Raw genomic sequence first — 25,151 nt, forward strand, 5'->3', positions numbered from 1 at the left:
TCGGCGGCAACGGGCCGTTGACGCGCGGCGCGCGGACAGGCCTTCTATCGGCGCTGTCGCACAAGGACCATCGCAAGGTTCCGATGGCTGAGGAAACTGGGAGGAGAACACCGTGGCCGACGTGGTGCTGGACAAAATCTGCAAGACCTTTGGAACCGAGTTCCACGCGATCAAGGATCTCAGCCTGACGATCCGCGACGGCGAATTCCTGATCCTCGTCGGGCCGTCCGGCTGCGGCAAGTCGACCGCCCTCCGCATGATCGCCGGGCTGGAAGAGATCAGCAGCGGCACGCTGAGCATCGGCGGCGAAAACGTCGTCGATCTCTCGCCCAAGGATCGCAACATCGCCATGGTGTTCCAGTCCTATGCGCTCTACCCGCACATGACCGTGTTCGACAATATCGCCTTCTCGATGAAGCTTGCGGGAAAGAGCAAGGACGAGCGCACGAAACGCGTCAACGAAATCGCAAAGACCCTGCAACTGACCAAGGTGCTCGGCAACAAGCCGGCGGAGCTTTCCGGCGGGCAGCGCCAGCGCGTGGCGATGGGGCGGGCCATGGTGCGGGAGCCCGCAGCCTTCCTGATGGACGAGCCGCTCTCCAACCTCGACGCCAAGCTGCGCGTGCAGATGCGCGCCGAGATCGTCAACCTGCAGCGGCAGCTCGCGGTGACGACCATCTACGTCACCCACGACCAGACCGAGGCCCTGACGATGGGCGACCGTGTCGCCGTGCTCAAGGGCGGCGTGCTGCAACAGGTGGACACGCCCAAAGTTCTCTACAGCAAGCCGGTCAATGCCTTCGTCGCGGGCTTCATCGGCTCGCCGTCGATGAACCTCTTCCAGGGGCGGCTCGAAAACGGCCGCATCGTCCTGCCGACCTTTTCGATCCCGGTGCCGGAGGCGGTCTTCGCGCGGTCGCCCGGGCTGCGGGCGTTCGAGGGGCGCATGGTGGTGTTCGGCATCCGCCCGGAGGATCTCCACGACAGCGGGCTCGCCTCCGGCGCGATGTATCCGACCTTGCCGGCAACGGTCAAATCCATCGAGGAGCTGGGCTCGGAGTGGATCGTCCATCTGAACATCGATGCCGTCCGCGTGGATTCCGGCGACCCCGATGCCGTGGAGGAACTGAGCAGTGCCGCGAATGCCGTCGCCAAGTTCGAGGCCACCAGCCCGGCCCGGGCCGGTGCGCGGATCGATGTGGCGATCGACGTTACCAAGCTGCATGTCTTCGACCCGGAGACCCATCTGGCGCTCTGACCGCTGCGTCGCTCACCCTCGTATCGGAGGCTGCCGGACAGGGTGCCGGGCACGCGGAAAAGCAGCACATCGAGGGGCTTGCAGAGAGCGGCTGTCGCTCTGCGAGCTTCACCGAAAAACCGCCGGAATCGCGTTCTTTCATTTATTTACGAAAGTAAAGAAATAACGATCCGCAGGTAATTTACTTTGAGATGAATCGCGCTGCCGGGATTGGGAATAATATAACTATATATCAATAGGATACCGGATTCCATCGGGACTCGAAAATACCGAAATTCCGGCAGGCCGAAATTGGACGTTGACAGGTGTCGGCGTTCGGGACCCTACTGCCATATCGATCTGGGAGGATCGAACAAACCGTATTCCTGGGAGGGGATCATGAAGGCTAAGAAGTTTCTCGCCACAGCAGCGCTCTGGGCATTGTGCTCGACGGCTGCTTTCGCCGATACCACCATCGAGTTCATCCAGTGGTGGGAGCCGGAAATGCCCGCAGGCGCGCTGCGCGGCATCATGGATGATTTCGAAAAGGCCAATCCGGGCATCAAGGTCACGCTCGTCAGCGGCCCCTACGCCACCACGCGCGACCAGATCGTCGTCGGTGCGGCGTCCGGCACGCTCAGCGACGTCGTCGGCCTCGATGGCGCCTGGGTCAACGGCCTCGCCAAGCAGGGCGCCATCGCCGCGATGGACCCGCTGATGGCCAATGCGAAATACGATGCCGGGCAGATCGCCGACATCGTCAAGGTCGATGGCAACAGCGTCATGTTCCCGCTTGCCTCCTTCGTCTATCCGGTGTTCGTCAATCTCGATCTTGCCAAGGCGGCCGGCGTCGACAAGGTGCCGGGCACGCGCACGGAATTTGCCGAAGCCGCCAAGAAGATGACGGATGCGGCCAAGAACCAGTATGGCTGGGTGCTGCCGCTGTCGCTGCAGAACCCCGGCGGCATCCAGAACGACGTGATGTCCTGGACCTGGGCGTCCGGCGGATCGATGCTGAAGGACGGCAAGCCGGATCTCGAAAACGAGTCCGTCGTCGGCACGCTCGAATACATCAAGTCCCTGCACGACGCGGGCGTCATCTCGCCCGGCATCTTCGCCAAGAAGGAGCAGGACAAGGTCGAGGAATTCGTCAACGGTCGCGTCGGCATGATGGTCGACTCCCTGGCCCACATCAACCTGATCCGCGAGCGGAACCCGAAGCTCAATTTCGGCATCTCCGCCCTGCCCGCGGTCGATGGCTATACGGGCAAGCGCGGCCTGCCCTATGCATCCTGGGGCATCGGCATCAGCGAAGGCAGCAAGCACAAGGAAGAGGCCTGGAAGCTGGTCGAATATCTGATGAGCCCCGACGTCAACGGCCGCCTCGTCTCCATCGCCAATGCGTTTCCAGGCAATGTGAACGCAAAGCCCGACTTCTCGAAGTCCGACCCGCTGTTCGAGCAGGCCTTCGCGATCTTCCAGAGCGGTCATCTCGCCAACGAGTTCGTCGGCCTTCCCGTGGCCGAGGATCTGATGCGCCAGATGGGCATCGAGGTCCAGAAGATGTTCGACGGTTCGGAAACGCCCAAGGAAGCCGCGGCCAACACCCAGAAGCAATGGCTGACCAAGTTCTAACGCGTTTCCTTGCAGCGTGAAAACCGCGCCGCACGCATCCCCGGCAGGCGCCAATCGCCTGCCGGGGCGCTTCATCCGCCTTTGAGGACATCGGGAAAGCAACCGTCATGAGCAGTGTGACAGAAGGTCTGGCCGTTCCGTCCGCAACGAAGCGCAAGCGCGGCTTCGTTGCCTATCGAACGCGAAAGCGGCTGGTTCCGTATCTCTATATCGCCCCGGCCACCCTGCTCTTCTCGGTGCTCATGCTGTTTCCGATGATCATGGTCTTTCGCTATTCGCTGATGGATGGCGCGATCATGAAGAAGGATTCCGCGTTCGTCGGCTTTCAGAACTACCTGACGATCTTCGGCGACGCGATCTTCTGGCAGGCCTTCGGCCAGACGCTCTATTTCACGGTGATGAGCGTGGTCTTCCACTTTCTCATCGGCCTCGCCTTCGCGCTTCTCCTCAATACACAGCGGATCGATCCCGCCATTCGCAGCCTGTTGCGCGTGCTCTACATTCTGCCCTGGCTCTTCACCGCCGTCATCATCGCCATCATCTGGCGGCTGCTGCTCGACCCGAACGGCGTCGTAAACAGCGTGCTCATGGCCCTTCATATCGTCGATTTCAAAGTGGAGTGGTTCTCCTCCACCGCGACCGCGCTTCATGCCCTCACCTTCGCGAACATCTGGGCCGGCTATCCGCTCTACATGGTCAGCCTGCTCGCCGGCCTGCAGGGCATCTCCAAGGAGCTCTACGAGGCGGCCGGCATCGACGGGGCGAACGAGCTGCAGAAATTCTGGTACATCACCATTCCGCAACTGATGCCGATCATCATCTCGATCGCGCTTCTCGATTTCATCTGGACGATGCAGGTCTTTCCGCTCGTCTGGATGACGACCGGCGGCGGGCCGATCTACGCGACGGAGGTGCTGAGCACCTACACCTACAAGCTCGCCTTCTCGCAGTATGAATTCTCGCTGGCCTCGGCGAGCGCCATCATCATCCTCGTGGTGTCGATGAGCGTGACCTATTTCTACATCAAGCACCAGAAGGGCAGGTAATCCCATGGCCCAACGTTCAGCCAAGCGCGCCTCCGGCCGTTCCGTCCTGCCCACGATCCTGACCTATATCGGCCTGGCGATCGGCCTCGTCTTTGCGGGCTTTCCCATTCTCTGGATGGTCTTCAGCTCGCTGAAATCCAACACGGAAATCTTCGCCCTGCCCCCAAAACTCCTGCCGGACGTCTATACGCTCGTGGCCTACGCCTCGATCTTCGACGATCCGGTGAAGATCCGCTTCTTCATCAACAGCTACATCGTCGCCGGCGTCGTCACGCTGCTCACCTTGCTCGTCGCCATCGTCACGGCCTACGGTTTCAGTCGGTATTCGTTCCGCTTCAAGAACACGCTGAACATCTTCATCATCAGCACGCAGACCGTGCCGCCGATCACGCTGCTCATCCCCTATTTCGGCATGGTCGTCGCCTTCGGCATCTTCGATACCTATTTCGCGCTGATCCTGACCTACCTCGTCTTCACCCTGCCCTATGCCATCCTGCTGATGACGGGCTACCTCAACACGCTGCCGAAGGAGCTGGACGAAGCGGTCCTGGTCGATGGCGGCACCAGCTGGACGGCGCTCTGGCGCGTGATCGTCCCGGTCTCGGTGCCCGGCATCGTCGCCACGGCGGTCTATACGTTCCTTCTCTCCTGGAACGAATTTCTCTTTGCGCTGACGCTGACGAAATCCATGGACCTTCGCACGGTCCCGATCGGCATCCAGCTGCTGATGGGACAGCACGCCTTCGAGTGGAACGAGATGATGGCGATGAGCGTGCTGGGCTCGCTGCCGCTCCTGCTCCTTTACCTCTTCGCCCAACGCTATTTCCTCGCGGGCATGACCTCCGGATCGGTGAAGAGCTGATCGGCGCGCGTTGAGCGCGGGCCGCGCAACGGTCCTGCATGGGTCGCCAAGTCCCCGCTCTCCCCGTGCGAAACCGCGCCGCAGACCATCTGCAGATTGCCGGGGTGCCTTCCCGTGCCGCGATCCGGTCTGAGCCGAGCGTCCCGTTGACCAGGCCGGCCTCAAGCCCGATGTGGCCGTGACCGAAGGCATGGGGGGGTGTCGCTGGCCAGTTCGACCTGTCCGGCGACGCGCAGGCCGGCGCGAAACCGCCTCGCCGGACCTGCTGGCATCCGTCAAGGCCCGCATGGCGGGATCACGGCGGGTGCGGGAGGCACTCCTGTCCGCGACAGGCCCGGGACGTTGAGTTCGATGTGACGTCGAGGGAGATCGACCGTGGCGCAGACCTCAGCTCCAATCGTCAGGCGGGTTTCAAGGTGGCGACACTCTTGCTGTGGCTCGATCTGTCGATCGCGACCTCGGGCGCGCGAAGATCACCACATTTCCGGCGAGCGTCAGCACGAGGCCGAGGATTGCAAGGGGGGTCCAATGATAGCCCTCGTAGACGGTCGAGAGCGACAGCGCCACGACCGGGAAGAGCACCGTCGTATAGGCAGCCCGCGACGAGCCGACGCGCGAAACCAGCATCAGATAGGTGGTGAAGCCGATCACCGAGCCGAAGGCCGCGAGATAGAGCAAGGCGATGAGATAGCGCGTGTCGGGCGGTGCGACGACCGGTGTGCCGGTGAGGGCGATGAGGAGCAGCAGGACGATCGCGCCATAGGTCATGCCCCAGGCATTGGCGATCACGGGGGCGATGCCCCCGGCGCTGTTGCGGCGGGAGACCATGTTGCCCAGCGAGAAGAACAGGGTGCCGAGCGCCGACAGGCCGACGCCCTTCCACGTGTCGGCATCGAAATGCACGAGGATATCCGGGCCAAACAGCAGGAGCAGCCCGGACGCGCCGAGCGCAGCCGCCACCACCGTTCGCCCGGTGATCCGATCGCCGAAGAACAGCCGGGCATTGATGGCGTTGTAGATCGTTGCCAGCGAGAAGATCACGGAGATCAGGCCCGACGGCACGTAGCTGGCGGCGTTGTAGAAGCAGATGAAGTTGCAGCTGAACAGGCAGAGCGCCTGGGCCAGAATGAAAGGCTGGTGCCGGGCGGCGGGCACCTTGAGCTTGCCCATCGCGCCCAGCACGACGAGGAAGATGAGCGCGGCCGCCGCAAAGCGGTAGAACACCGAAACCAGCACCGGCACCGACCCGACCTGCATGGCAATGGCGATCCAGGTCGTGCCCCAGATGATGACGGTCGAAACGAACAGAAGGATGTTGGCCATGACGTTCTCGCTGTGATGGCGGAACAGTAGGAGGGAAAAAGCCGCACTTCTTGCAGATTCTTGCGGTGAAAGTGCTCTGGCCGAGGCCAGACGAGATGCCGCGGCTGGCCAGCGCTGCCCAATGTCGTAAGATGGCGCTCAGTCCGCCAGAGCACTGTCATGTCCCTCGACAACCCGTCCATCTTCCGCTTTCTTTCGGCCTCGCCCCGCGCGCAGGTCACCGATGCGCTGACTCTCGGCTTGGGCCGGTCGGCGGCGATCTGGCGCAACGCCCATGACCAGATGCGCTACGAGCAGCCGGATGACCACACGTTCAGCCTGTATCTCGAAGGTGGATCCGGCACCCGTCGTATCGATCGAGGTCATGTTAGCGGCTGGCCGGGTGCGCTCTGCATCATGCCGCAAGGCGCCTCCTCGGAATGGGAAATCACCGAGCCCTTCGCCTTCGTCCACCTCTATGTGCCCGATGTGGAGATCCGGCGCGTCTTTGCCGAGACCTTCGATCGCGACTGCCGGCTGATGGTGGTGCCCGAAGCGACGTTCGACCAGTCACCGGCGCTCGCGCAGGCGCTGCGCCGAATCGCGGACGCCACGATGTGGGGCGATCCGCTGCTGGCCGACGCGGCGATCACGACGGCCCTCGCCTGTCTGTTTGTCGATCCCCGTTATGGCGGTGCCCGTCCCGTCTGCGTGAAGAGCGGCCTTGCACCTGTCGTGCGCCGCCGGATCACCGATTACATCGAGGCCCATCTCGACACCCAGATCACCTTGCCGCATCTCGCCGCCCTTGCCGGCCTCAGCGCATTCCACCTGCAGCGCATGTTCCGCGCCAGCTGCGGTGTCTCGCCCCACGGCTGGGTCCAGCACAGGCGCCTCGCACGCGCCAAGGCGCTTCTGGCCGAAGGCGAGCCGATTGCCCGGATCGCTTCGGCCTGCGGCTTCAGCAGCCAGAGCCACCTGACGCGGGTCTTCAAGACACATACCGGCACCACGCCCTCTGCCTTTCGAAGACGCGTTTCCGATCGCGCCTGATGGTCGCACTGCCGTTTGCGCGCCGAACATCGAGCGCTCCGGATAGCAGCTGCCGATGCAGCCGTCGGCACTGGCCGTCGCCCGGAAGGAGGGCGAGTGCCGTCCATGGGCCGAGCGTCCCTCGCGGCAGAGGACATCCGCAGGACGAGACGATGCGGTACCCGCCGTCACCCAGATGTCTCAATCCGTCTGGTCAGCGTCCCGTCCGGTCAGCGGCCCGTCTGGTGCGCGATATCTTCAAAGAGGCGCGCGACGGCTTCCGCGCCTGGGTCATTGATGCCCTTGAGCGCCGATGCCGGAACATAGGCGGACCTGCCGGCGCCGGCCTTGGTGATCGTCGCCGTATGATTTGCGCCGCTGCGCGCCGCTTGCGCGGCGGCGTCGAGAGACTGCGTGGCGACCAGCGCTTCGAGCGCCGGTTCGAGCGCATCGACCATCGTCCGGTCGCCGCGCTTTGCCCCGCCATAGCGTTTCATCTGGTGAAGTCCGGCAAGCAGGGCCCTGCCCCAATCTGCGTCCGTCGCAAACGACGGACCGGCCGATGTAAAGAGGATCGACAGAAGGACACCGCTTGACCCGCCCGCAGATCGCAGGAGCCGTTCGCCGATGGATTGCAGCAGGGACGCGCCGTCTCGAAGCGGCAGCTGGTCGAGGTGACCCGATATCGCACCGGCGGCGAGCGCCAGCGTCGATCCCGTGTCTCCGTCGCCGACCTTGGCATCCAGAGCATCCACATCCGCCGCGTGCGACGCGAGAGAGGCGGTTGCGGCCAGAAGAAACGCGTGAACCGCCGGATCGTCCGAAGGGGCGACCGTGGTCCGGGCAAGCTCCGGTGTTGCGATGATCCGCGCCGCCGCATCGGGCCGAGCGTTCAACCGCGGCCAGGTCGCGACCGACGTCTCGGCCTGGATCGCCCGCAGCCGCTCGCGGTTCAGCACCAGCACGCTCAGCGAGAAGCCGCGCATGTCGATCGCCGTCATCAAGGGAGCCGGGCCGAGAACGGCGTCCACCCGGGCAAACAGCCTGGTCTTCCTCAAGGCACTGGTGACGATCGCCATCTCCAGGGGCGACGTGCCGCCGAGCGAATTCACGAGCAGCGCGACGCGGTCCTTCGCGCCAAGGCGCGCGTCGATCCTGTCGGCCACGATCGCGACGAGCTCGTCGGCCGGCGCGAACGGACGCGTTTCGGCTCCCGGTTCTCCGTGGATGCCGAGCCCCAGCTCGACCGCGTCTTCGGCGAGGTGCGTGTGGTATCCGGGAGCACCGGGGATGTTGCAATTTGTCAGTGCCAGTCCGAGCGAGCGGACGTTCGCGGCCGCATCCCGTGCCGCCGCGTGGACCGCCTCGAGCGAGGCCCCTTCCGAGGCCAGTGCGCCGGCGATCTTGTGGACGAACAGGGTTCCGGCAATGCCGCGTGGATTGGGAAAATCCGGGAGCGCGATATCGTCCGAGACGATCACCATCTCGACCTTCAGACCCAGGGCCTTGGCGCGTTCGGCGGCAAGCCCGAAATTCAGTCGGTCGCCCGTGTAGTTCTTGACGATCAGCAGGCATCCGGGGTCGCCCGTCACCGCGACGATCGCCGCGAGAACGGCATCGACGCTCGGCGACGCAAAGACCTCACCGCAGACGGCGGCCGTCAACATGCCCTCGCCGACAAAGCCGGCATGGGCGGGTTCGTGGCCGGATCCTCCGCCGGAAATGACCGCCACCTGCCGCTTCTGCCAGTCTCTCCGCAGAACGACCTTGATCTCCGGAAAGCCGTCGAGCCGGACGAGCGCCTCGCCGGCGGACGAGATCAGCAACCCCTCGATCGCTTCCGTCACTAGGTTCTCGCGGGCATTCATGAAGCATTTCACGGGTCGGTTCCTCCGAGGCGACGGGACGAGGTGGCGTTCCCGGCTCCGTCGTGATCCCTTCATTATAGGTCAGGTTGGATGCAGAGGAACATCGGTCTCCTATAGAGAGGCGATGCCCGCCTTCATAGCCGCGCGAATGGTGCCCTCCGGCTCGTCCAACGAGGGATGATGTCCAGGAGAGGAGGTCTGGCTCAAAGGCTGTGGAAATGCGCGAGAATATCGGCCTCGGAAACGACGTCGGCATATTTGGCGTTCATGTCGAACAGATTTGCCTCGTGCGGCGCAGGGTGGCGATCACCGCAGGCGTCGCGAACCACCGTCGTGATGAAACCGTGCGACATGGCATCGACGCAGGAGGCGCGCACGCAGCCGCTGGTGGTCAGTCCGGTGAGAACGACATTGTCGATGCCCATGGAGGTCAAAAGAGGAGCGAGCGAGGTGCCGAAGAAGGCGCTCGGATATTGCTTGGCGATGACGAATTCATCCGGTTCGGGCACCAGCCCTTCCGGCCAGCGACCAAGCGGATTTCCCAGGGTGAAGCAGGCAAGCGGCTTGGCTTTTTGGAAGAAGCGGCCGCCATCCGCACCGCTCGGGTGAAGAACCACGCCCGTGAGAATCACGGGTATACCCTTCGACCGGGCGGCCGCGCGGATGCGAAGGGCGCTTGCGAGCGCCGCATCGACGCCGGCGTAAAGCGGACTGTCCGGGTCGAAATAGGCCTGCACGAAATCGACCAGCACGAGCGCCGGCTTCTTTCCAAAGCCGATCCGGTTGTCATAGGCCTTGGCATAGTTCTCGAGCAGGTCGTCAGCGGACATGAAGGTCTCCTCAAGGGCTGGAAACGCCAGCCAGAAGCGGGGCAATGCGTCGGCCGGCCTCCAGAAGCGCCACGTCGTCGAACCGCATGGCGATGGCGGTGACCCCGATCGGCATGGAAACGTCGCGCAGTCCGCCGACCGGCAGGTTCAGGCAGGGGACGCCAAGGGCCGTCCACAGGGCATTGAAGATCGGATTTCCCGGCTTGCGACCGAGAGGTGCTATGCCCGGCGCGCTCGGTGCGAGGATGACATCGAAGCGGCTCGCGATGTCGTCGAAGCTCCGCTGCGCCCCGGCGATACCGTGATAGGCCGCGTTCAGCTCGGCAAGCGAACGGTTGTCCCGGTTCTCGACCAGACGGTGAAAATCGTCATGCAGGTCTGCGGCCTGCGTGCGGGCAAGCGCGCGGAACGCCTGTGCGCCTTCCCGCTGAAGGACCGTGCGATGCCAGAGGTCGAGCGTCTGGAAGGCGGGAGGCAGATCGTGCCGCGTGACGCGATGCCCCGCCGCCAGCAGTCTCGCCTCCGCAACATCCAGCGCCTGCAACGCCTCGGGTTCGAGCAAGGACAGGTGCGGACCCGTCGTCAGGCCGATCGTAAGGATGTCGTTTGACGGCGGCGCACGCAGGCGCTCCGTGAGGCCGAAAGTGACTGCCAAAAGCGCGATATCGGCAACGGAGCGCGCCATCCAGCCGACCGTGTCGAAGCTGATGGAATAGAGCTTCACGCCCTCGCGGCTGACGCGATGGGCGCTCGGCTTGAAGCCGTAAACGCCGCAAAAGGCGGCCGGGCGAATGGTGGAACCGCCCGTCTGGGTCGCAAGCGCCAGAGGAACGTGAAAATCGGCAACCGCTGCCGCCGAGCCCGCCGACGAACCGCCGGACGTGCGCGTCAGATCGTTCGGGTTGCCGGTCGCAGCGTTGCGACCGGCCGCCGCGAACTCCGTGGTGTCGGTCTTGCCGATCAGAACCGCGCCTTCCGCCCGCAAAAGCGAAACGGCCGCCGCGTCGGCTGCCGGACGAAACCCTTGATAAAGCGGCGAATTGTGCGTCGTCGGCATGTCGGCCGTGTCGAACACATCCTTCACGCCGATCGGCAGCCCGTGCAGGCGCCCCCGTCGATCGGCCGGCAGGGCATCGAGGCGGTCGGCTTGGCCAAGCGCATCCGCGTTCAGCCACAGCCAGGCCCGCACCTCATCGTCCCGCGCCGAGATCCGCGCGAGGCAGCTTTCGATCAGGGCCCGCACCGTGATCCTGCCGCCGGAGACTGCGGCGAGCATGTCGGATGCCGTCCATTCGTGCGCTGCCTTCATGCGTGCGCCATCAGCCGTGGCGGCAGCGCCCTGTGATGCCGGGTCGCGGCCTGGAAGGCGATGCCGGCGCGCAGGCAAAGCGTGTCGTCCATCGGCCGACCGACGATCTGGATCCCGGTCGGAAGGCCGGTTCGCCCGAGGCCCGAGGGCAGCATCAGCGCCGGGAAGCCGGTGAGATCGAAGAGCATGGTGTTGCGCGAGAGGATGTCCTGGAAGGCAACGGAGCGGCCATCCACATCCACGCTGAGCGTGTCGAGCAGCCCGGCCTCGCCGCCGATCCCCGGCGTAATCAGGAGATCGACGCCGGCCATTGCCGCTGCCAGCGTTTCCTGCGCCTGAAGCCGCAACTGCAGCGCACGCCCATAGTCCGATGCGCGGATCTCCATGCCTTGCCGCAGCCGGTGAACGAGACCCGCATCGAACAGCGCCGCCTGGTCGATCCGCTCCCCGTGATAGGTCGCAAGTTCCGACAGCAGGATGGTCCAACCCGCTTTGTGCAACGGCTCGACATCGATGCGCGGCAGGGGCGCGAGCGTGCAGCCGAGGCTTTCCAGAACACCCAACGCCGCGCGCCAATTGGCAAGAACCTCGGATGACACCTGATCCGTGAACCAGCCATCGGGAACGCCGATGCGCAGACCGGCGATATCGGGCTCAGCGGAAACGAGGGCGGCGCAGTCCGCGGCAAGGTCGGCATCGAACGCGGCCGTCATGAAGGGAAAGCTCGCGGCGATGTCCGCAGCGCTGCGCGCCATGGGCCCGACATGATCGAGCGTCCAGGAAAGCGGCGCGACACCTTTTCGCGACACCCGCTCGCGGCTCGGTTTGAGGCCCGTGGTTCCGCACCAGCAGGACGGCACCCGGATCGACCCGCCGGTATCCGTGCCGAGAGCGAGCGGCAGCAGGCGCGCGGCAAGGGCGGCGCCGGAACCGGTCGAGGAGCCCCCGGTCCAGCGGGCCGCATCCCAGGGGTTACCGACCGTGCCATAGCGCGGGTTGAAGGGAGAGCCGGTGGCAAATTCGGTCGTGGCGGTCATGACGAAGGGAATGGCGCCCGCCGCGCGCAGGGATGCCACCACCTCGGCATCCGTCTTCGCGATCCTGTCGCCCGTGAACAGCGAGCCGGAGGTCACCAGGGTTTCGGCGACGTCGATGATGTCCTTGATACCGAACGGAATGCCTTCGAGCGGTCGCGCGGTGCCGGCCTGCCAGCGCAGCGTGCTTTCCAGTGCCGCCTCCTGCGCGCGCGCGACAGGGCTGAGGATCGCATCGCGTCCGGATGGATCATCATCCATCGCGATGCGGAGGGCGGACAGCACATCCGATGGCGTCGTGGTGCCGTCGGCATAGGCGCAGAGGAGTTCGCCGACACCCAGATGCCGGATTGCCGCAGCCTCTTGAACCGAAGCGTCAGCGGCAACCCGCTCCGGATCGCCCTTCGGCGCGAACCGATCCTGCGCGGAGAGGGGCGACGATGCCGGTACCGTCCGGAAGGGAGCGTCCGCGAGCGTCGGATCCCGCAGGGTTGCGGGATCGAGCACCGGCATCGGCAGGGCGGCAGCCGTGCGGATCATTCCGCAGCGATGGCCGTCGCGGTCGCGCGGGTCTGCATCAGAGGCTGGATCCGCTGGCCGAACTGGTCGAGACCGACGAGGAAGTCGTCGAAGGTGAGCATGATGCCCTTGGTGCCGGGCACATCGCCGGCCTCGTCCAGCATGGCCGCGACATGGGCATACGAGCCGACCAGCGTGCCCATGTTGAAGTTGACCGCGCCTTCGGGAAGGTTGATGTGCTTGACCGTCGACGTCGCGTCGGCCGTCTGGTCGCGCCCACCCTGGTCCGCCATCCAGGCGAGCGCGTCCACATCGGCACCGGCGCGGTATTTTTCCCACTTCGCCTTGGCGAGCTCGTCCGTTTCATCGGCGATGACCATGAAGAGCACATAAGCGCCGACGTCGCGGCCGGTCTTCGCGGCGGCGTCGACGAGTGTCGCATTGTTCGCCGCATAGGCCTTCGGCGTGTTGATGCCGACACCCGAGATGAAGTTGTAATCCGCATATTCGGCGGCGAACGCCATGCCGCGCGGGCTCTGCCCGGCCGCGACGATCTCGATCTTCCCCTGAGGCGCCGGCTTCATCCGGCAGTCCTTCATGGTGAAATGCGTGCCGGAGAAGGTGCATTCGCCGGTCCCCCACAGATCCTTCAGGATGTGGACATATTCGCTGGCATAGTCGTAGCGATAGCCGAAATAGGCGTTGCCCGGCCAGACGCCCATCTGCTCGTATTCGGCCGGCTGCCAGCCTGTGACGATGTTGATGCCGAAGCGGCCCGGCGCAACGCTGTCGATGGTGCTGGCCATGCGGGCGACGAGCGCCGGCGGCAAGGTGAGGATCGCCGTCGAGGCGAAGAGCTTGATCTTGCTGGCACCGCGGCAAGGCTTGCCATCAGCGTGAAGGATTCGAGATTGTGGTCCCAGAACTCGGTCTTGCCGCCGAAGCCGCGCAGCTTGATCATCGACAGGGCGAAATCGAGCCCATAGGCCTCCGCCTTCTGCACCACCTGCTTGTTTAGCTCGAAGCTCGGCATGTATTGCGGCGATTCCGTCGAAATCAGCCAGCCATTGTTTCCAATCGGGATGAAGACGCCAATGTCCATGGAGATACTCCTTCGCAAGATCAAGAGAAGCTTGAGACGCACTGTATGTACGAACTAATGCAAAAATTCCGGACCCTGTAAAGCGCTAATTTGCTGCATATTTATGCGTGTCTATTCTTTGAGCAGATGCATTCTTTGCGTGGCGCAGCTCTGATCACTGCAGCCGCCATCCCGCCTTCGAGAAAGGCGCAGCGCAGCAAATGGCAAAAATTTACGCAAGGAGATTGGAGGGCGACGGACGCGCCGTATCGGCAGATGCGACAGTCTTCGGGCCGGTCAGTTTCCGGCGCGCAGCGTCGTCGAATAGGTAAAGCGATCGGCCGGCAGGATCTGGAAGGCATATTCGATCAGGCGCCGGCCCGCGCTGAAATAGCGCCGGGTCACCTGAAGCGCGAGATCGCCTTCCTTGCCGTCGATTGCGGCCGCGATATCGGCCGTCAGCAGCAAGGGCTTGATGTCCTGCTGGATTTCCAGGATTTTTTCGCCTGTAAAGTCCTCGATCAGATGGAAGATCGCCGATTTCGCGACCTCGAGGTCGCGCACCGCCGGGGCTAGGCGGACGTCGATGTAGACCTCGTTCCACGAGTAGGCTCTGTGTCGCGTGACAGGGTAGCGGACCCCGCTCATGTGCAGGAACTTGCGTCCCGGCCGGCAGCCAAGCTCGACCGCAAGCCGCCCCTGCGCCGAAACCTCTTCCTTCCGCGTGATCACGAATTCCGTCTGGCTGGCGATCTCGAACAGTTCGGACCGCGAATGCGCGATGAAATGCTTCCCGTCGAAGTTCGCGCCAGACTCGACCCGCGTGCCCACACCCTTGCGAGCCGAGAGCTGTCCGCTTGCCCGCAATGTGCCGATGGCCTGCCGAACGGTCTGGCGGCTGACACCGAGAGATGCGGCGAGTTCGTTTTCCGTCGGAAGGAGCGAGCCGACCGGAAAATCGCCGCGTCGGATGCGCGCCTCGAGATGATGGGCCACCTGCATATAGAGGGGTGCGGTCACAAGCTCGGGTCGCCAATCCACGGCATCGGCCGCCGCCCGATCGGAATCGCCCTCATCCAGTGTCGTCATCGGCGCTTCGCCCATCCGTCTTTTCGCATTCTGCGTGCCGTCTTCATCGCCCGCTTTGCCCGTCAGACGCAAACGAAATTCTCCGCCGAGAAAAGATGGCGTCCACGTTGCCGTCTATCGGGAAATCAATTAGTACGGACATATACAGCATTCTTAGCCGTCTCTATTTTCGTTGAGAGTTCTTCCATGTCCGAGATTCTGGCAGAAGCGGTGGAAACGCCGCGCGCCTCGTCCCTTCTCCAGACCCTGACCGTTGCCACGCTGGTGCAGATCGTCGCCACGGCGAGCGTGCTTGCCCTGACCGCCATCGCGCCGCTCGTTGCGCTCGATCTCGGGATCGGCGCGCATTGGATCGGCTATCAGATCAGCCTCATCTATGCCTCCGGCATGCTGTCTTCCGCCATTGCCGGCACGCTCGTCCAACGCTTCGGCCCGGTGCGCGTCGAGCAGGCCGCGCTCGGCTGTTTCATCCTCGGCTGCATCGGCCTTGCCACAGCCATGATCGGCCCGATCCTGATCGGCTCCCTGCTGATCGGGATCGGCTACGGGCTGAACAATCCGGCCGCGTCGGAACTGCTGAGCCGCGTCACCCCGCCCGCGCGCCGCAACATCGTCTTCTCGCTGAAACAGAGCGGCGTTCCGCTCGGCGGCATCCTGGCCAGCTTCCTTTTTCCTTATCTGTCCGCAAGACTCGGCTGGCATGCAGCGCTGCTGGTCGGCGCCGCCCTGCCGTTCCTCGTCTCGCTCCTGATGATGTCGACGCATGCGGCGGAGCCCGTCGCACCCCGCAAGCCCACCTCGTTTCGCCGCGGCTTCCTGGACGAGCAGACGATCATCTGGAGAAGCCCGAAGCTACGGGCGCTGAGTGCGCTCGGCTTTCTCTATTCCGCGATGCAGCTGTCGATCTCCGCCTTTGCCGTGGTCACGCTCGTTCACGACGCCGGATGGTCGGTGCTTGCCGCTGGCTCGGTGGCAGCCGCCATGCAGTTTGCCGGTGCGTTCGGCCGCATTTTCTGGGGCGTCGTCGCCGACCGCATCGGCGGCGGCTTTCTCACGCTGGCGCTCTTGGGGCTTCTCGGCGGCCTCGGCTATGCCGGCCTGTTCTGGCTGCCGGACATGCCGGCCGTCGCCCAGATCGCGCTGTTCGTCGCCATGGGCGGCGTGTCCATTGGCTGGAACGGCGTGCTCCTCGCCGAAGTCGCGCGCAACGCGCCGGATGCCCGGATCGGCGCGATCACCGGGGGCGTTCTCGTCTACACCTTCATCGGCGTCATTGTGGGTCCGTCGAGCTTTGCCATGCTCTACGCCCTGATCGGCCATTACGGCGCGAGCTTCCTCGCCTTCTCGCTGTTCGGCTTCGGCGGCATGCTGCTCGCCTGGCAGGCCCATCGCGCCTCCAACTGACGAACAGCCTTGAAATGTACGGACAATCCGGCCTTCCCTCATGTCGGAAAGGCCGGCGTCTTGCGTGGCGTTTCCGTCCCCGCCAAACGCATCCTCTGACCAAGGAAAGAGCGTGCTGCCTGCCGTTCAAGCAAGATTGCACAGTTTATATGCAGGAATATTTTTTAAGCAAATCAGGTTGACGACGAATAGAATAAGTACGTACATTCTCTCCACGATCTGCAATGAGGCAGACCACGGGCTCGCGCTGAAGAGCCGGAAAAGGGGATATATGCAAAAGCTTCTCACCGGCGTCTTTCTGGCCGTTTGCACCTATGGACTGAGCGCGCCGGCCATGGCCGACCCCATGGCGGATGCGAAGGCCATCATCGCCGAGCATGAGAAGATGCCCGTCTTCGAAGCGCCGGGCGAAGCGTTCGATGCCAAGGCCTGCATGAAGGACAAGAAGGTCCTGTCGATCCCGATCACCATGACCATTCCGTTCAACGTCGAACTGCAGAAGGCGATGGCCTCTGCGGCCGCCGAGGTCGGCTTCACCTACACGACCTGGGACAACCAGTTCAAAGTCGATCAATGGATCCAGGGCGTCTCCCAGGCGATCAGCCAGAAATATGATGCGCTCGATATCGCCGGTGGCCTCAATCCCGAAGTGCTCGGCCCGCAACTCTCCGAAGCCCGCTCGGCCGGCCTCAAGATCAGCACCACGCATCTCTACGACGTCACGCAGGCGCCCTTCGCGGGTGTGGACTATGTGTCCAAGGTCGATTTTTCCGGCGCCGGCAAGCTGCTTGCCGCCTGGGCCTATGTGAAGACCGGCGGCAAGCCGAACGTGCTGATCGTCGGCTCGTCCGATGTCCTGCCCTCCATTCCCTTCGTCAAGGCTATCCAGAGCGAGCTGACGGCGCTCTGCCCGGACTGCACCCAGAAACATCTCGACGTGCCGGCGTCCGAATGGGCGACGAAGATCCAGCCGGGCGTGCAATCGGCCCTGATCGCCGATCCGGGCATCAATTTCGTGCTGCCGATCTACGACTCCATGGCGCAGTTCGTCTTCCCGGCCCTGCGCATCACCGGGTCGGAAGGCGCGGTCAAGATCGCGAGCTTCAACGGCACGCCCTTCGTTCTCGACATGCTGCGCGAGGGACAGGTGGACATGGATATCGGCGAAAGCCTCGGCTGGGCCGGCTATGCCGCCATCGACAACATCATGCGCATGATATGCGGCAAGCCATCCGTCGCCAAGCTCAACGTGCCCCTGCTGATCTTCGACGAGACGAACGTGAAGACCGCCGGCGTCCCCGCCAATTTCAACGATGGCTATGGCGACAGCTATCTCGGCGGTTTCCGGAAGCTCTGGAAGCTGAACTGAGCCAACGCGCCCGCCCGGACCGCAAACCCCAGGACGTCGCCCATGCCTCAACATCATACGCCTGAACAGGATATGCCCGGACTTGATATGCCTGCGCCGGACGCAGAAAGCGGGAAAGACGTTCTTCGCCTGTCGGACATCCGCATGCGCTTCGGCAGCCATTACGCCCTTGACGGCGTGACGCTGTCGATCCGCCGCGGGGAGGTGTTCGGCCTCCTCGGGCAGAACGGCTCGGGCAAATCGACGCTGATCAAGGTGCTCGCCGGCTTTCACCAGCCGGAGGCCGGCAGCCGGATCGTGCTTTGGGGCGAAACCATGCCTCTGCCGCTCGATCCGATGGCGATCAAGAAGCGTGGCGTCGCCTTCGTCCACCAGCATCTCAGCCTCGTGCCGTCGCTGAGCGTGGTCGAGAACATGCGGGTGGCGGCGCTCGGCCAGAAGACGCCCTGGCGCGTTTCCTGGAAAAAGGAAGCGGGCCGCGTCGCCGCGCTCTTTGCCGCGTTCGGCCTCGCCATCGATCCGTTCGCCACCGTCGCCAGCCTGCCGCCCGTGGAGCGGGCCTTCGTCGCGATCGTGCGCGCCTTCGACGACCTGCGCGCCTCCGATGCCGGCTATGGCGGCGAAGGCATTCTCGTTCTCGACGAACCCACGCCCTTCCTGCCGGCGCAGGATGTCGAACGCCTTTTCGCCCTCATCCGCTCGATCGTGCGCACAGGCGCCTCCGTCGTCATCGTCACCCACGATATCGATGAGGTCCGGGATATCACCGATCGCGTCGCCATCCTGCGCGACGGCAAGCTGGTCGCCATTCTCGACACGAAGACGACCGGCCGGCAAGCGATCCTCGACACGATCGTCGGCCTCAGGGTCGATGCCTTCGAGAAGACCCGGAAGACGGGCATCGGCGCCCCGGCCCTGATCGTGCGGGACCTGACGGACGGCCGTCGCCCCGGCTTCGATCTCGACATCCACCCCGGCGAGACGCTCGGCATCACCGGCCGGATCGGTTCGGGCTTTGCCGCCGTTCCCTACCTGCTCTACGGCGCCCGCCGCGGCGCGGGCCGCATCCGGATCGGCGGCCAGGAGGTCGATATCGCGCGCATGACGCCGCAACGCGCCCAATCGCTCGGCATCGCCTTTCTCCCCGGCGACCGCCTCGGCGCGGCCGGTATCGGATCCCTGCCCGTCACCGACAACATCACTTTGCCCGTGCTTGCCGATCATCTCTCGGCGCTCGGTCTCGACCAGCGCGGCATGCGCCGGCAGGCCGCAGCGCTCTCGACCGCATACGACGTGCGCCCGGCCCGGCCCGAGCTCAATCTCGGCTCCCTTTCCGGTGGCAATCAGCAGAAGGTCCTGCTCGCCAAATGGCTGCAGACCAAGCCGACGCTGCTGATGCTGGACGAGCCCACCCAGGGCGTGGACTTCGGCGCGCGCCAGCAGATCTTCGAAGCGCTGCACCGCGCGACCGGACAGGGCACCTCCGTTCTGTGCGCCTCCACCGACAACGAGCAGCTGGAGCAGATCTGCGACCGCATCATCGTCTTTGCCCGCGGCCGGCCGGTGGCGGAGCTCACCGGTGCAGACATTACCCGGAAATCCATCGCCGAGGCATGCTTCCACGGCGAGACAACCGCAGCGGAGGCCGCGCAATGACCACCATCGACCTCTCGACGCCCGAAACACCTGCGACGAGCCTTTCCGCGCCCACCCCCACCCGTGACCCTCCGTCCCGCAGGCCGCTCGACTGGAAAGCCGAGACGGAGCGCTTCGCACTTCTCGGCGCCTGGCTGCTGCTGATCGCCGTCTTCGGCATGCTGATGCCCGACTCTTTTCTCTCCTGGCGCAATTTCTCCACCATGTTCGGCTCGCAGGCGGTCCTCGTCGTCCTCACGCTGGCGCTGCTCGTTCCACTCACCTCCGGCGATTTCGATCTCTCCGGCGCCTCGGTGCTGACCATGAGCACGATGCTGATCGCCGTTCTCAATGTGCGCGAGGGCTGGCCGATCGTGCCGGTCATCCTGGTCGCCCTGGCCAGCGGCGCGGTCATCGGCGCGGTCAATGCCGTCTTCGTCCTCTATTTCCGCATCCATTCGCTGATCGTCACGCTCGGCATCGGCACCTTCGTCAACGGGCTGATCCTCTGGGTCAGCCAGTCGCAGACGATTTCCGGCATCTCGATGGACCTCGTCAGCTGGGTGATCATCAACCGCTTCCTCGGCATCCCGCTCGCCTTCTTCTATGCGCTGCTGCTTGCCGGCATTCTCTGGTACGTGCTGGAATTCACCATTCCCGGCCGCAAGCTGCTGTTCGTCGGACGGGGCCGCGAGGTGTCGCGCCTGAACGGCATCGCGGTCGATCGCGTCCGCGCCGCCTCCTTCATCACCTCCGGCCTGATCGCCGCTTTCGGCGGCGTGCTCTATGCCGGCATGACGGGCTCCGCCGATCCGCTTTCCGGCCTCAGCCTGTTGCTGCCGGCCTTCGCCGCCGCGTTTCTGGGCGCGACGACCATTTCGCCCGGCCGCTTCAACCCCTTCGGCGCCGTCATCGCGGTCTATTTTCTCGTGACGGGGATCACCGGGCTCACCATGCTGGGCGCCGACGCCTATGTGCAGAACCTCTTCTACGGCGGCGCGCTGGTGATCGCGGTGGCGCTCTCCCAACTGGTGCGCAATCGACAGCCCCAGGATTTCAGCTAAGGAAACCCCCATGGACCACGGCAATTTCGCAGCCCTTGCGCGCCAGTTCCTCGATCGAGACGCAAACGATGCCGAGCTGATCGCGATGTCCGGACAGGCAGAGCGCGCGGCGAGACATGTGGCCGCTCCCTCGGCAGCGCGCGGCGTCGCCCTCTTCGCCATCGAGCCGGCGCATTTCGAACGAACCTTGCAGGCGGCACGTCATGAGCCCGAGTGAGCCGGGAACGCTGCGCGAGGCCGCAGCCGCCATTGCATCCGGCCGGATCTCCTCCCTTGAGATGACCACGGAGGCGCTGGCGCGGGCGGATCGTTCGCAACCGCATCTGAACGCCTTCATCGCGATCGAGCGGGATGCGGCGCTTCAAGCGGCAAAGGCTGCGGACGAGGCCGTCGCGCGCGGCATTCCGCTCGGCCCGCTGCATGGCGTTCCCCTGGCGCACAAGGACATGTTCGATCGCGCGGCAAAAGTCACGGGCTGCGGCTCCAGGATCCGCGCGGATCATGTGGCTGCGGAAACGTCCACCGTCATGGCCCGGCTGGAGCGTGCCGGCGCGCTTCAGATCGGCCGTCTCAACATGTCGGAATTCGCCATGGGTCCGACCGGCCACAATGCGCATCATGGCCGCGCCATCAATCCGATCGATCCCGCGCGCATCACCGCGGGTTCCTCCAGCGGCTCCGGTGCGGCCGTCGGCGGCGAGGTGGTCCTTGCGGCGCTCGGCTCCGACACGGGCGGCTCCATCCGCCTGCCGGCCGCCTGTTGCGGCGTCGTCGGCATCAAGCCGACGCAGGGCCGCGTCAGTCGCCACGGCGCCATGCCGCTGTCCTTCTCGCAGGACTGCATCGGCCCCCTCGCCCGCACGGTCGAAGACGCCTACCTCCTGTTGCAGCTGATCAGCGGCGCCGACGGTCGGGACCCGACCTGCCGCGACATCGCCGTGCCCGCGGCTCTGACACCGGAGATCGGAAGCTTGCGCGTCGGCCTCGGCGGCGGGGTCTTTACAGAGGCGCTCTCCGGCGAGGTCGCGTCAGCGATGGACGACATGGCGCGGCTTCTTCGTCCTGCCTGCCGCTCGGTCGAAACCGTTCTGCCGCCCGACCTTTCGGACCTTGCGGAGCTGGCCAATGTCGTGGCGATCAGCGAAGCCGCCGCCGTTCATTTCGACGCGTTTCGCAGCCGGCCGGAGGACTTTGGTCCACAGGTCCGCATGCGGCTGTCCCAGGCCATCGCCATTCCGTCACCGCTCTATCTCAGGGCCCTGCAGATTCGTGTGGTGATGCTTGAGGAGTTCCTCGCGACGGTGTTTTCGGCCTGCGACGTCCTGATCGTGCCGACCATGCCCTTCCTGCCGCCGCTATCCAGCGAAGTGGACGTCGGCGCGAGTGCGTCCATGAACCGCATCGTCAGCGCCATGACGGCCCTGACGCGCCCCTTCTCCTTTCTCGGCCTGCCCGTGGTGACGCTGCCGGTCGCCCGCAGCCGCGAAGGCCTGCCCGTGGGCCTGCAGATCGTGGCGCCGCCCTGGCAGGAGCAGCGCGCCGCGTCCCTCGCCCGCCATATCGAGCAGGCGCTGGCGCTCGGATCGTTCGCCGCCACCTTTCCCCGCCCGACGGCGGCCTGAGCGCGCGCCGGAAACGCTAGAAAAGGAAGCCCCATGTCCGCAGCACCCCTCATCGACGCCGGCCGGATCGAACCCGCATCTGTGGATCGCGACGCGTTTCGCAGCGCGATGTCGCGGCTCGGCGCGGCCGTCAACATCATCACGACGGATGGGCCGGCCGGCAAAGCGGGGTTTGCAGCCTCCGCCGTCTGCAGCGTGACCGATACGCCGCCGACGCTTCTCGTCTGTCTCAACCGGTCGAGTTCGGTCTTTCAGACCTTCGCCGCCAACCGCATGCTGTGCGTCAACACGCTTGCCGGGCATCACGAACATCTGTCGGCGCTGTTCGGCGGCAAGACCCCCGTCGAGGAACGCTTCGCCGCCGCCACATGGACGCCGGGCGCGACCGGCGCCCCGGTCCTCACCGACGCCGTCGTCTCCTTCGACTGCGCGATCGACGCGAGCACCGATATCGGCACCCACCAGGTCCTCTTCTGCAAGGTCCTCGGCATCCATGAAACCGGCAGCAACGTTCCACTGATCTACTTCAAGCGCGCCTATCACCGCCTCGGCATCGAAAGCCTTTAGCCGCGCGTCCGGCTTCGGACGGATCGACATTCATCGCATCCGGATCATTGCAGCCGTGAGAATTCGTCGTTGCGTGTCGCTCAGCCCTGCGCCTCGGCCGAGATCTGAAGATCAGTTGCCGGCTTCCGCGGCGTGTAGCCTCTGCTCCCGTCCATCAGCACCTTGGTATAGGGGTGGGTGACCTCTCCGTTGAGGATCTGCGTCTTCGTCACCGTCTCGACGAAGACCCCGTTCTGCATGACGGCGACGCGGTCGCAGAGATGGGCGATGACCGCCATGTCGTGACTGACGAGGATGAAGGTCAGGTTCTCTAGTTGCCGCAGATCCTTCAGCAGATTGAGGATCTCGGCCTGGATCGACACGTCGAGGGCGGAGGTCGGTTCGTCGAGGAGCAGGATACGCGGTTTCAGGATGAGCGCGCGGGCGATCGCGACGCGCTGTCGCTGGCCGCCGGAAAGCTGGTGCGGAAACCGGTAGCGGAAGCTGACGGGAAGGCCGACATCGCGGAGCACGGCCTCGACCCGGGTCTGCCGGTCGTCGAGCCCGTGGATTTCCAGCGGTTCCAGCAGGATGCGGCCGATCGTGTGGCGCGGGTGCAGGGAGCCGAACGGATCCTGGAAGACCATCTGCTGGAGCGCCAGTTGCGCCCGCGTGCGCTTGGCGCCGATCGTCTCACCGTCGATCGTGATGTGGCCCGTCCAGTGTGTGTTGCGCCCGGCAAGCGCACCGAGGATGGTCGATTTCCCGCAGCCGCTCTCGCCGATGAGCCCGAAGGTCTCGTTGGCGCCGACCGAAAAGGAGACGTCGTTCACCACGCGGGTCGGTCGGCTCGGGCTGCCATAGGAGACGGCAAGATGGTCGACAGAGATCATGGACATGCTCAGCCCTCCAGCCAGACAGGATCGCGCGCGAGAACGTCGAGCCTGTCGCGTGGGCGGTCGAGGCTCGGCAAGGCGTTGAGGAGCCCCTGTGTATAGGGATGCTTCGCCTGATCGAGATCGGCCGCCGCGATCGTTTCGACGATCCGCCCCGCATACATGATGATGACGCGGTCGCAGAAGCTGCGCACGAGGTTGAGATCGTGCGAAATGAAGATGAGACCGATATCGCGCTCGGTCACCAGATCGTCGAGGATGCTCAGAACCTGCTGGCGAACGGTGACATCCAGCGCGGAGGTCGGCTCGTCGGCAATGATGAGCGAGGGCGACGCGATCAGCATCATCGAGATCATGATGCGCTGTCCCATGCCGCCGGACACTTCATGCGGATAGAGATCGAACACCCGACGCGGGTCGCGGATCTGGACACGCTCCAGCATGCCGAGCGTGCGCTCCCGCGCGACCCTGCGGGACACCTTCTCGTGCAGCATCACGGTCTCGCCGATCTGCTCGCCCACCGTCATCACCGGATTGAGCGAATATTTCGGATCCTGAAGGATCATCGCCATGCGCCGCCCCCGGATGGACAGCATCTCCTTCTCGCTGACCTTCAGGAGATCGATCTCCTCGAAGCGCAACGTGTCGGCTTCGACCACCGCGCCCGGCGGCTGCAGGCGCATGATGGCGCGGCCTGTCGTGCTCTTGCCGGAGCCGCTTTCCCCGATGATGCCGATCTTTTCGCGCCCGACGGAGAACGAGATGTCGCGAACGGCAGGAACCAGGCCCGAAAGCGAGGGAAAGCCCACCGACATGTTGCGCACCGTCAGGATCGGGTCCACGGGCAGCGGTGATGGATCAGGCATTGCGCGGGTCCAGAATGTCACGGAGACCGTCTCCCAGAAGGTTGAAGGCAAGGCTGACGACGAGGATCGCGATGCCGGGAATGGTCGTCAGCCACCAGGCGTCCAGCAGATATTGCCGGCCGGACGCCGCCATCGCGCCCCATTCGGGCATTGGCGGTTGCGCGCCGAGGCCGAGAAATCCGAGACCCGCGGCCGTCAGGATGATGCTCGACATGTTGAGCGTCAGCCGCACGATGATCGATGGCGCACAGAGCGGCACGATATGGCGGAAAAGAATGCGCGCCATCCCCGCGCCCTGAAGTTCGGCCGCCACCACGAAATCCGCCTTGCGGAAGGTCAGGGTTTCCGCCCGGGCGAGGCGCGCGATCGGCGGCCAGATGGTCAGCGCGATGGCGATCACGGCGTTTTCGATGCCGGGTCCGAGGGCTGCGGAAAAGGCGAGCGCCAGAACGAGAGAGGGAAAGGACAGGAAGATGTCGGTGATCCGCATCAGCACCGTATCGACCCAGCCGCCGAGATAGCCCGCCGTCGCGCCGATGACGAAGCCGATCGGCGCGACGATGACGGTGACGAGAATGCTGATGTAGAGCGTGGTGCGGGCGCCGTAGATCAGACGGGCATAGACGTCCCGCCCGAACTCGTCGGTTCCAAACCAGTGGAGGAGAGACGGCGCCTTGAGCGCCATGGTGAGATCCTGGGCGAGCGGATCGTGAACGGTGAGAACGGGCGCAAGCGTCGCAAGGCCCACGAGGAGCACGATGACCATCAGGCCAAGCAGCGCCAGCGGATTGGCGACGAGGCTCAACCAGCCGACATAGGCCTTGTGCAGGCGCGCCTGCCGGGTGGAGGTGAAGTCTTCGCGGATCAGCCAGTCGTGCAGATTGTGGAACGTGCCGGAACGGATT

The 25,151-nt window shown here is 64.7% G+C and carries 21 protein-coding genes and 1 pseudogene; 12 read left to right on the forward strand and 10 right to left on the reverse strand.

What is annotated here, in order from left to right; translation table 11 throughout:
* Positions 1–112: 112 nt before the first annotated feature.
* The 4 genes from C8J36_RS17790 (at position 113) to C8J36_RS17805 (ending at position 4,780) form a co-directional block, all read left to right on the forward strand.
* Positions 113–1,258 carry an ABC transporter ATP-binding protein gene (locus tag C8J36_RS17790; RefSeq protein ID WP_132536737.1) on the forward strand — a complete coding sequence of 382 codons (1,146 nt, stop codon included), beginning with the start codon at positions 113–115 and terminating at the stop codon, positions 1,256–1,258.
* A 378-nt stretch (positions 1,259–1,636) separates the two neighbouring features.
* Complete coding sequence (locus C8J36_RS17795; protein ID WP_062593832.1) at positions 1,637–2,872, forward strand: sugar ABC transporter substrate-binding protein; 1,236 nt, start codon at positions 1,637–1,639, stop codon at positions 2,870–2,872.
* Positions 2,873–2,979: 107 nt separating this feature from the next.
* The gene (locus C8J36_RS17800; protein WP_132536738.1) at positions 2,980–3,918 is read left to right on the forward strand and encodes a sugar ABC transporter permease; all 939 of its coding nucleotides are present in this window, start codon (positions 2,980–2,982) and stop codon (positions 3,916–3,918) included.
* Positions 3,919–3,922: 4 nt separating this feature from the next.
* On the forward strand, positions 3,923–4,780 hold the full coding sequence (locus tag C8J36_RS17805; RefSeq protein ID WP_062593835.1) for a carbohydrate ABC transporter permease: 858 nt from the start codon (positions 3,923–3,925) through the stop codon (positions 4,778–4,780).
* 411 nt (positions 4,781–5,191) lie between these two features.
* On the opposite strand, the gene C8J36_RS17810 is transcribed toward C8J36_RS17805, so the two are convergent.
* Complete coding sequence (locus C8J36_RS17810; protein WP_132536739.1) at positions 5,192–6,103, reverse strand: DMT family transporter; 912 nt, start codon at positions 6,101–6,103, stop codon at positions 5,192–5,194.
* 282 nt (positions 6,104–6,385) lie between these two features.
* On the opposite strand from C8J36_RS17810, the gene C8J36_RS17815 reads away from it, so the two are divergent.
* Positions 6,386–7,135: an AraC family transcriptional regulator gene (locus tag C8J36_RS17815; RefSeq protein WP_207897564.1), complete on the forward strand. Its 750-nt coding sequence runs from the start codon at positions 6,386–6,388 to the stop codon at positions 7,133–7,135.
* A gap of 209 nt (positions 7,136–7,344) precedes the next feature.
* Here the strand turns inward: C8J36_RS17815 and C8J36_RS17820 are convergent, their stop codons facing one another.
* The 6 genes and pseudogenes from C8J36_RS17820 to C8J36_RS17845 form a co-directional block, all read right to left on the reverse strand.
* A complete protein-coding gene (locus C8J36_RS17820) occupies positions 7,345–8,994 on the reverse strand; it encodes a dihydroxyacetone kinase subunit DhaK (protein ID WP_207897557.1) in 1,650 nt (549 codons plus the stop codon).
* Between the two features lie 191 nt (positions 8,995–9,185).
* Positions 9,186–9,812, reverse strand: coding sequence for an isochorismatase family protein (locus C8J36_RS17825; protein WP_132536742.1), 627 nt, complete (start codon positions 9,810–9,812; stop codon positions 9,186–9,188).
* 10 nt (positions 9,813–9,822) lie between these two features.
* The gene (locus tag C8J36_RS17830) at positions 9,823–11,121 is read right to left on the reverse strand and encodes an amidase (RefSeq protein ID WP_132536743.1); all 1,299 of its coding nucleotides are present in this window, start codon (positions 11,119–11,121) and stop codon (positions 9,823–9,825) included.
* Positions 11,118–12,695 carry an amidase gene (locus tag C8J36_RS17835; protein ID WP_132536744.1) on the reverse strand — a complete coding sequence of 526 codons (1,578 nt, stop codon included), beginning with the start codon at positions 12,693–12,695 and terminating at the stop codon, positions 11,118–11,120. Before C8J36_RS17835 ends, C8J36_RS17830 begins: the two co-directional genes overlap by 4 nt.
* Positions 12,692–13,776: pseudogene (gene rutA, locus C8J36_RS17840) on the reverse strand (pyrimidine utilization protein A). Before rutA ends, C8J36_RS17835 begins: the two are co-directional and overlap by 4 nt.
* A 276-nt stretch (positions 13,777–14,052) precedes the next feature.
* Positions 14,053–14,844: a GntR family transcriptional regulator gene (locus C8J36_RS17845; protein WP_165915096.1), complete on the reverse strand. Its 792-nt coding sequence runs from the start codon at positions 14,842–14,844 to the stop codon at positions 14,053–14,055.
* Between the two features lie 186 nt (positions 14,845–15,030).
* Here C8J36_RS17845 and C8J36_RS17850 point away from each other — a divergent pair, with 186 nt between their 5' ends.
* The 7 genes from C8J36_RS17850 (at position 15,031) to rutF (ending at position 22,505) form a co-directional block, all read left to right on the forward strand.
* Positions 15,031–16,248 carry an MFS transporter gene (locus C8J36_RS17850; protein ID WP_165915097.1) on the forward strand — a complete coding sequence of 406 codons (1,218 nt, stop codon included), beginning with the start codon at positions 15,031–15,033 and terminating at the stop codon, positions 16,246–16,248.
* A 271-nt stretch (positions 16,249–16,519) separates the two neighbouring features.
* The gene (locus C8J36_RS17855) at positions 16,520–17,617 is read left to right on the forward strand and encodes a sugar ABC transporter substrate-binding protein (protein ID WP_165915098.1); all 1,098 of its coding nucleotides are present in this window, start codon (positions 16,520–16,522) and stop codon (positions 17,615–17,617) included.
* Positions 17,618–17,704: 87 nt separating this feature from the next.
* A complete protein-coding gene (locus C8J36_RS17860) occupies positions 17,705–19,273 on the forward strand; it encodes a sugar ABC transporter ATP-binding protein (RefSeq protein ID WP_165915099.1) in 1,569 nt (522 codons plus the stop codon).
* Entirely contained in the window at positions 19,270–20,316 is a 1,047-nt protein-coding gene (locus C8J36_RS17865) for an ABC transporter permease (protein WP_132536749.1), read from the forward strand. Before C8J36_RS17860 ends, C8J36_RS17865 begins: the two co-directional genes overlap by 4 nt.
* 10 nt (positions 20,317–20,326) lie before the next feature.
* Positions 20,327–20,533, forward strand: coding sequence for a hypothetical protein (locus C8J36_RS25005; protein ID WP_165915100.1), 207 nt, complete (start codon positions 20,327–20,329; stop codon positions 20,531–20,533).
* The gene (locus C8J36_RS17870) at positions 20,520–21,938 is read left to right on the forward strand and encodes an amidase (RefSeq protein ID WP_165915101.1); all 1,419 of its coding nucleotides are present in this window, start codon (positions 20,520–20,522) and stop codon (positions 21,936–21,938) included. The genes C8J36_RS25005 and C8J36_RS17870 overlap by 14 nt, the downstream gene beginning before the upstream one ends.
* A 33-nt stretch (positions 21,939–21,971) precedes the next feature.
* On the forward strand, positions 21,972–22,505 hold the full coding sequence (gene rutF, locus C8J36_RS17875; protein ID WP_132536751.1) for an NADH-dependent FMN reductase RutF: 534 nt from the start codon (positions 21,972–21,974) through the stop codon (positions 22,503–22,505).
* Positions 22,506–22,585: 80 nt separating this feature from the next.
* On the opposite strand, the gene C8J36_RS17880 is transcribed toward rutF, so the two are convergent.
* From C8J36_RS17880 to C8J36_RS17890, 3 genes are read right to left on the reverse strand one after another with little or no spacing between them, the layout of a single operon-like run.
* Complete coding sequence (locus C8J36_RS17880) at positions 22,586–23,377, reverse strand: ABC transporter ATP-binding protein (RefSeq protein ID WP_165915107.1); 792 nt, start codon at positions 23,375–23,377, stop codon at positions 22,586–22,588.
* Positions 23,378–23,385: 8 nt separating this feature from the next.
* Positions 23,386–24,246, reverse strand: coding sequence for an ABC transporter ATP-binding protein (locus C8J36_RS17885; protein WP_062597205.1), 861 nt, complete (start codon positions 24,244–24,246; stop codon positions 23,386–23,388).
* On the reverse strand, positions 24,239–25,150 hold the full coding sequence (locus tag C8J36_RS17890; RefSeq protein ID WP_062597292.1) for an ABC transporter permease: 912 nt from the start codon (positions 25,148–25,150) through the stop codon (positions 24,239–24,241). The genes C8J36_RS17885 and C8J36_RS17890 overlap by 8 nt, the downstream gene beginning before the upstream one ends.
* Position 25,151 lies beyond the last annotated feature (1 nt).

This window comes from Rhizobium sp. PP-F2F-G48 (genome assembly GCF_004342335.1).
Classification (GTDB): domain Bacteria; phylum Pseudomonadota; class Alphaproteobacteria; order Rhizobiales; family Rhizobiaceae; genus Ferranicluibacter.

Coding starts and splice junctions, on each gene's coding strand:
- C8J36_RS17800 (WP_132536738.1), top strand. CDS start 2,980: ATGAGCAGTGTGACAGAAGGTCTGGCCGTTCCGTCCGCAACGAAGCGC.
- C8J36_RS17810 (WP_132536739.1), bottom strand. CDS start 6,103: ATGGCCAACATCCTTCTGTTCGTTTCGACCGTCATCATCTGGGGCACG.
- C8J36_RS17855 (WP_165915098.1), top strand. CDS start 16,520: ATGCAAAAGCTTCTCACCGGCGTCTTTCTGGCCGTTTGCACCTATGGA.
- C8J36_RS25005 (WP_165915100.1), top strand. CDS start 20,327: ATGGACCACGGCAATTTCGCAGCCCTTGCGCGCCAGTTCCTCGATCGA.
- C8J36_RS17870 (WP_165915101.1), top strand. CDS start 20,520: ATGAGCCCGAGTGAGCCGGGAACGCTGCGCGAGGCCGCAGCCGCCATT.
- C8J36_RS17805 (WP_062593835.1), top strand. CDS start 3,923: ATGGCCCAACGTTCAGCCAAGCGCGCCTCCGGCCGTTCCGTCCTGCCC.
- C8J36_RS17885 (WP_062597205.1), bottom strand. CDS start 24,246: ATGCCTGATCCATCACCGCTGCCCGTGGACCCGATCCTGACGGTGCGC.
- C8J36_RS17865 (WP_132536749.1), top strand. CDS start 19,270: ATGACCACCATCGACCTCTCGACGCCCGAAACACCTGCGACGAGCCTT.
- C8J36_RS17845 (WP_165915096.1), bottom strand. CDS start 14,844: ATGACGACACTGGATGAGGGCGATTCCGATCGGGCGGCGGCCGATGCC.
- C8J36_RS17815 (WP_207897564.1), top strand. CDS start 6,386: ATGCGCTACGAGCAGCCGGATGACCACACGTTCAGCCTGTATCTCGAA.
- C8J36_RS17860 (WP_165915099.1), top strand. CDS start 17,705: ATGCCTGCGCCGGACGCAGAAAGCGGGAAAGACGTTCTTCGCCTGTCG.
- C8J36_RS17825 (WP_132536742.1), bottom strand. CDS start 9,812: ATGTCCGCTGACGACCTGCTCGAGAACTATGCCAAGGCCTATGACAAC.
- C8J36_RS17835 (WP_132536744.1), bottom strand. CDS start 12,695: ATGATCCGCACGGCTGCCGCCCTGCCGATGCCGGTGCTCGATCCCGCA.
- C8J36_RS17880 (WP_165915107.1), bottom strand. CDS start 23,377: ATGATCTCTGTCGACCATCTTGCCGTCTCCTATGGCAGCCCGAGCCGA.
- C8J36_RS17795 (WP_062593832.1), top strand. CDS start 1,637: ATGAAGGCTAAGAAGTTTCTCGCCACAGCAGCGCTCTGGGCATTGTGC.
- C8J36_RS17850 (WP_165915097.1), top strand. CDS start 15,031: ATGTCCGAGATTCTGGCAGAAGCGGTGGAAACGCCGCGCGCCTCGTCC.
- C8J36_RS17830 (WP_132536743.1), bottom strand. CDS start 11,121: ATGAAGGCAGCGCACGAATGGACGGCATCCGACATGCTCGCCGCAGTC.
- rutF (WP_132536751.1), top strand. CDS start 21,972: ATGTCCGCAGCACCCCTCATCGACGCCGGCCGGATCGAACCCGCATCT.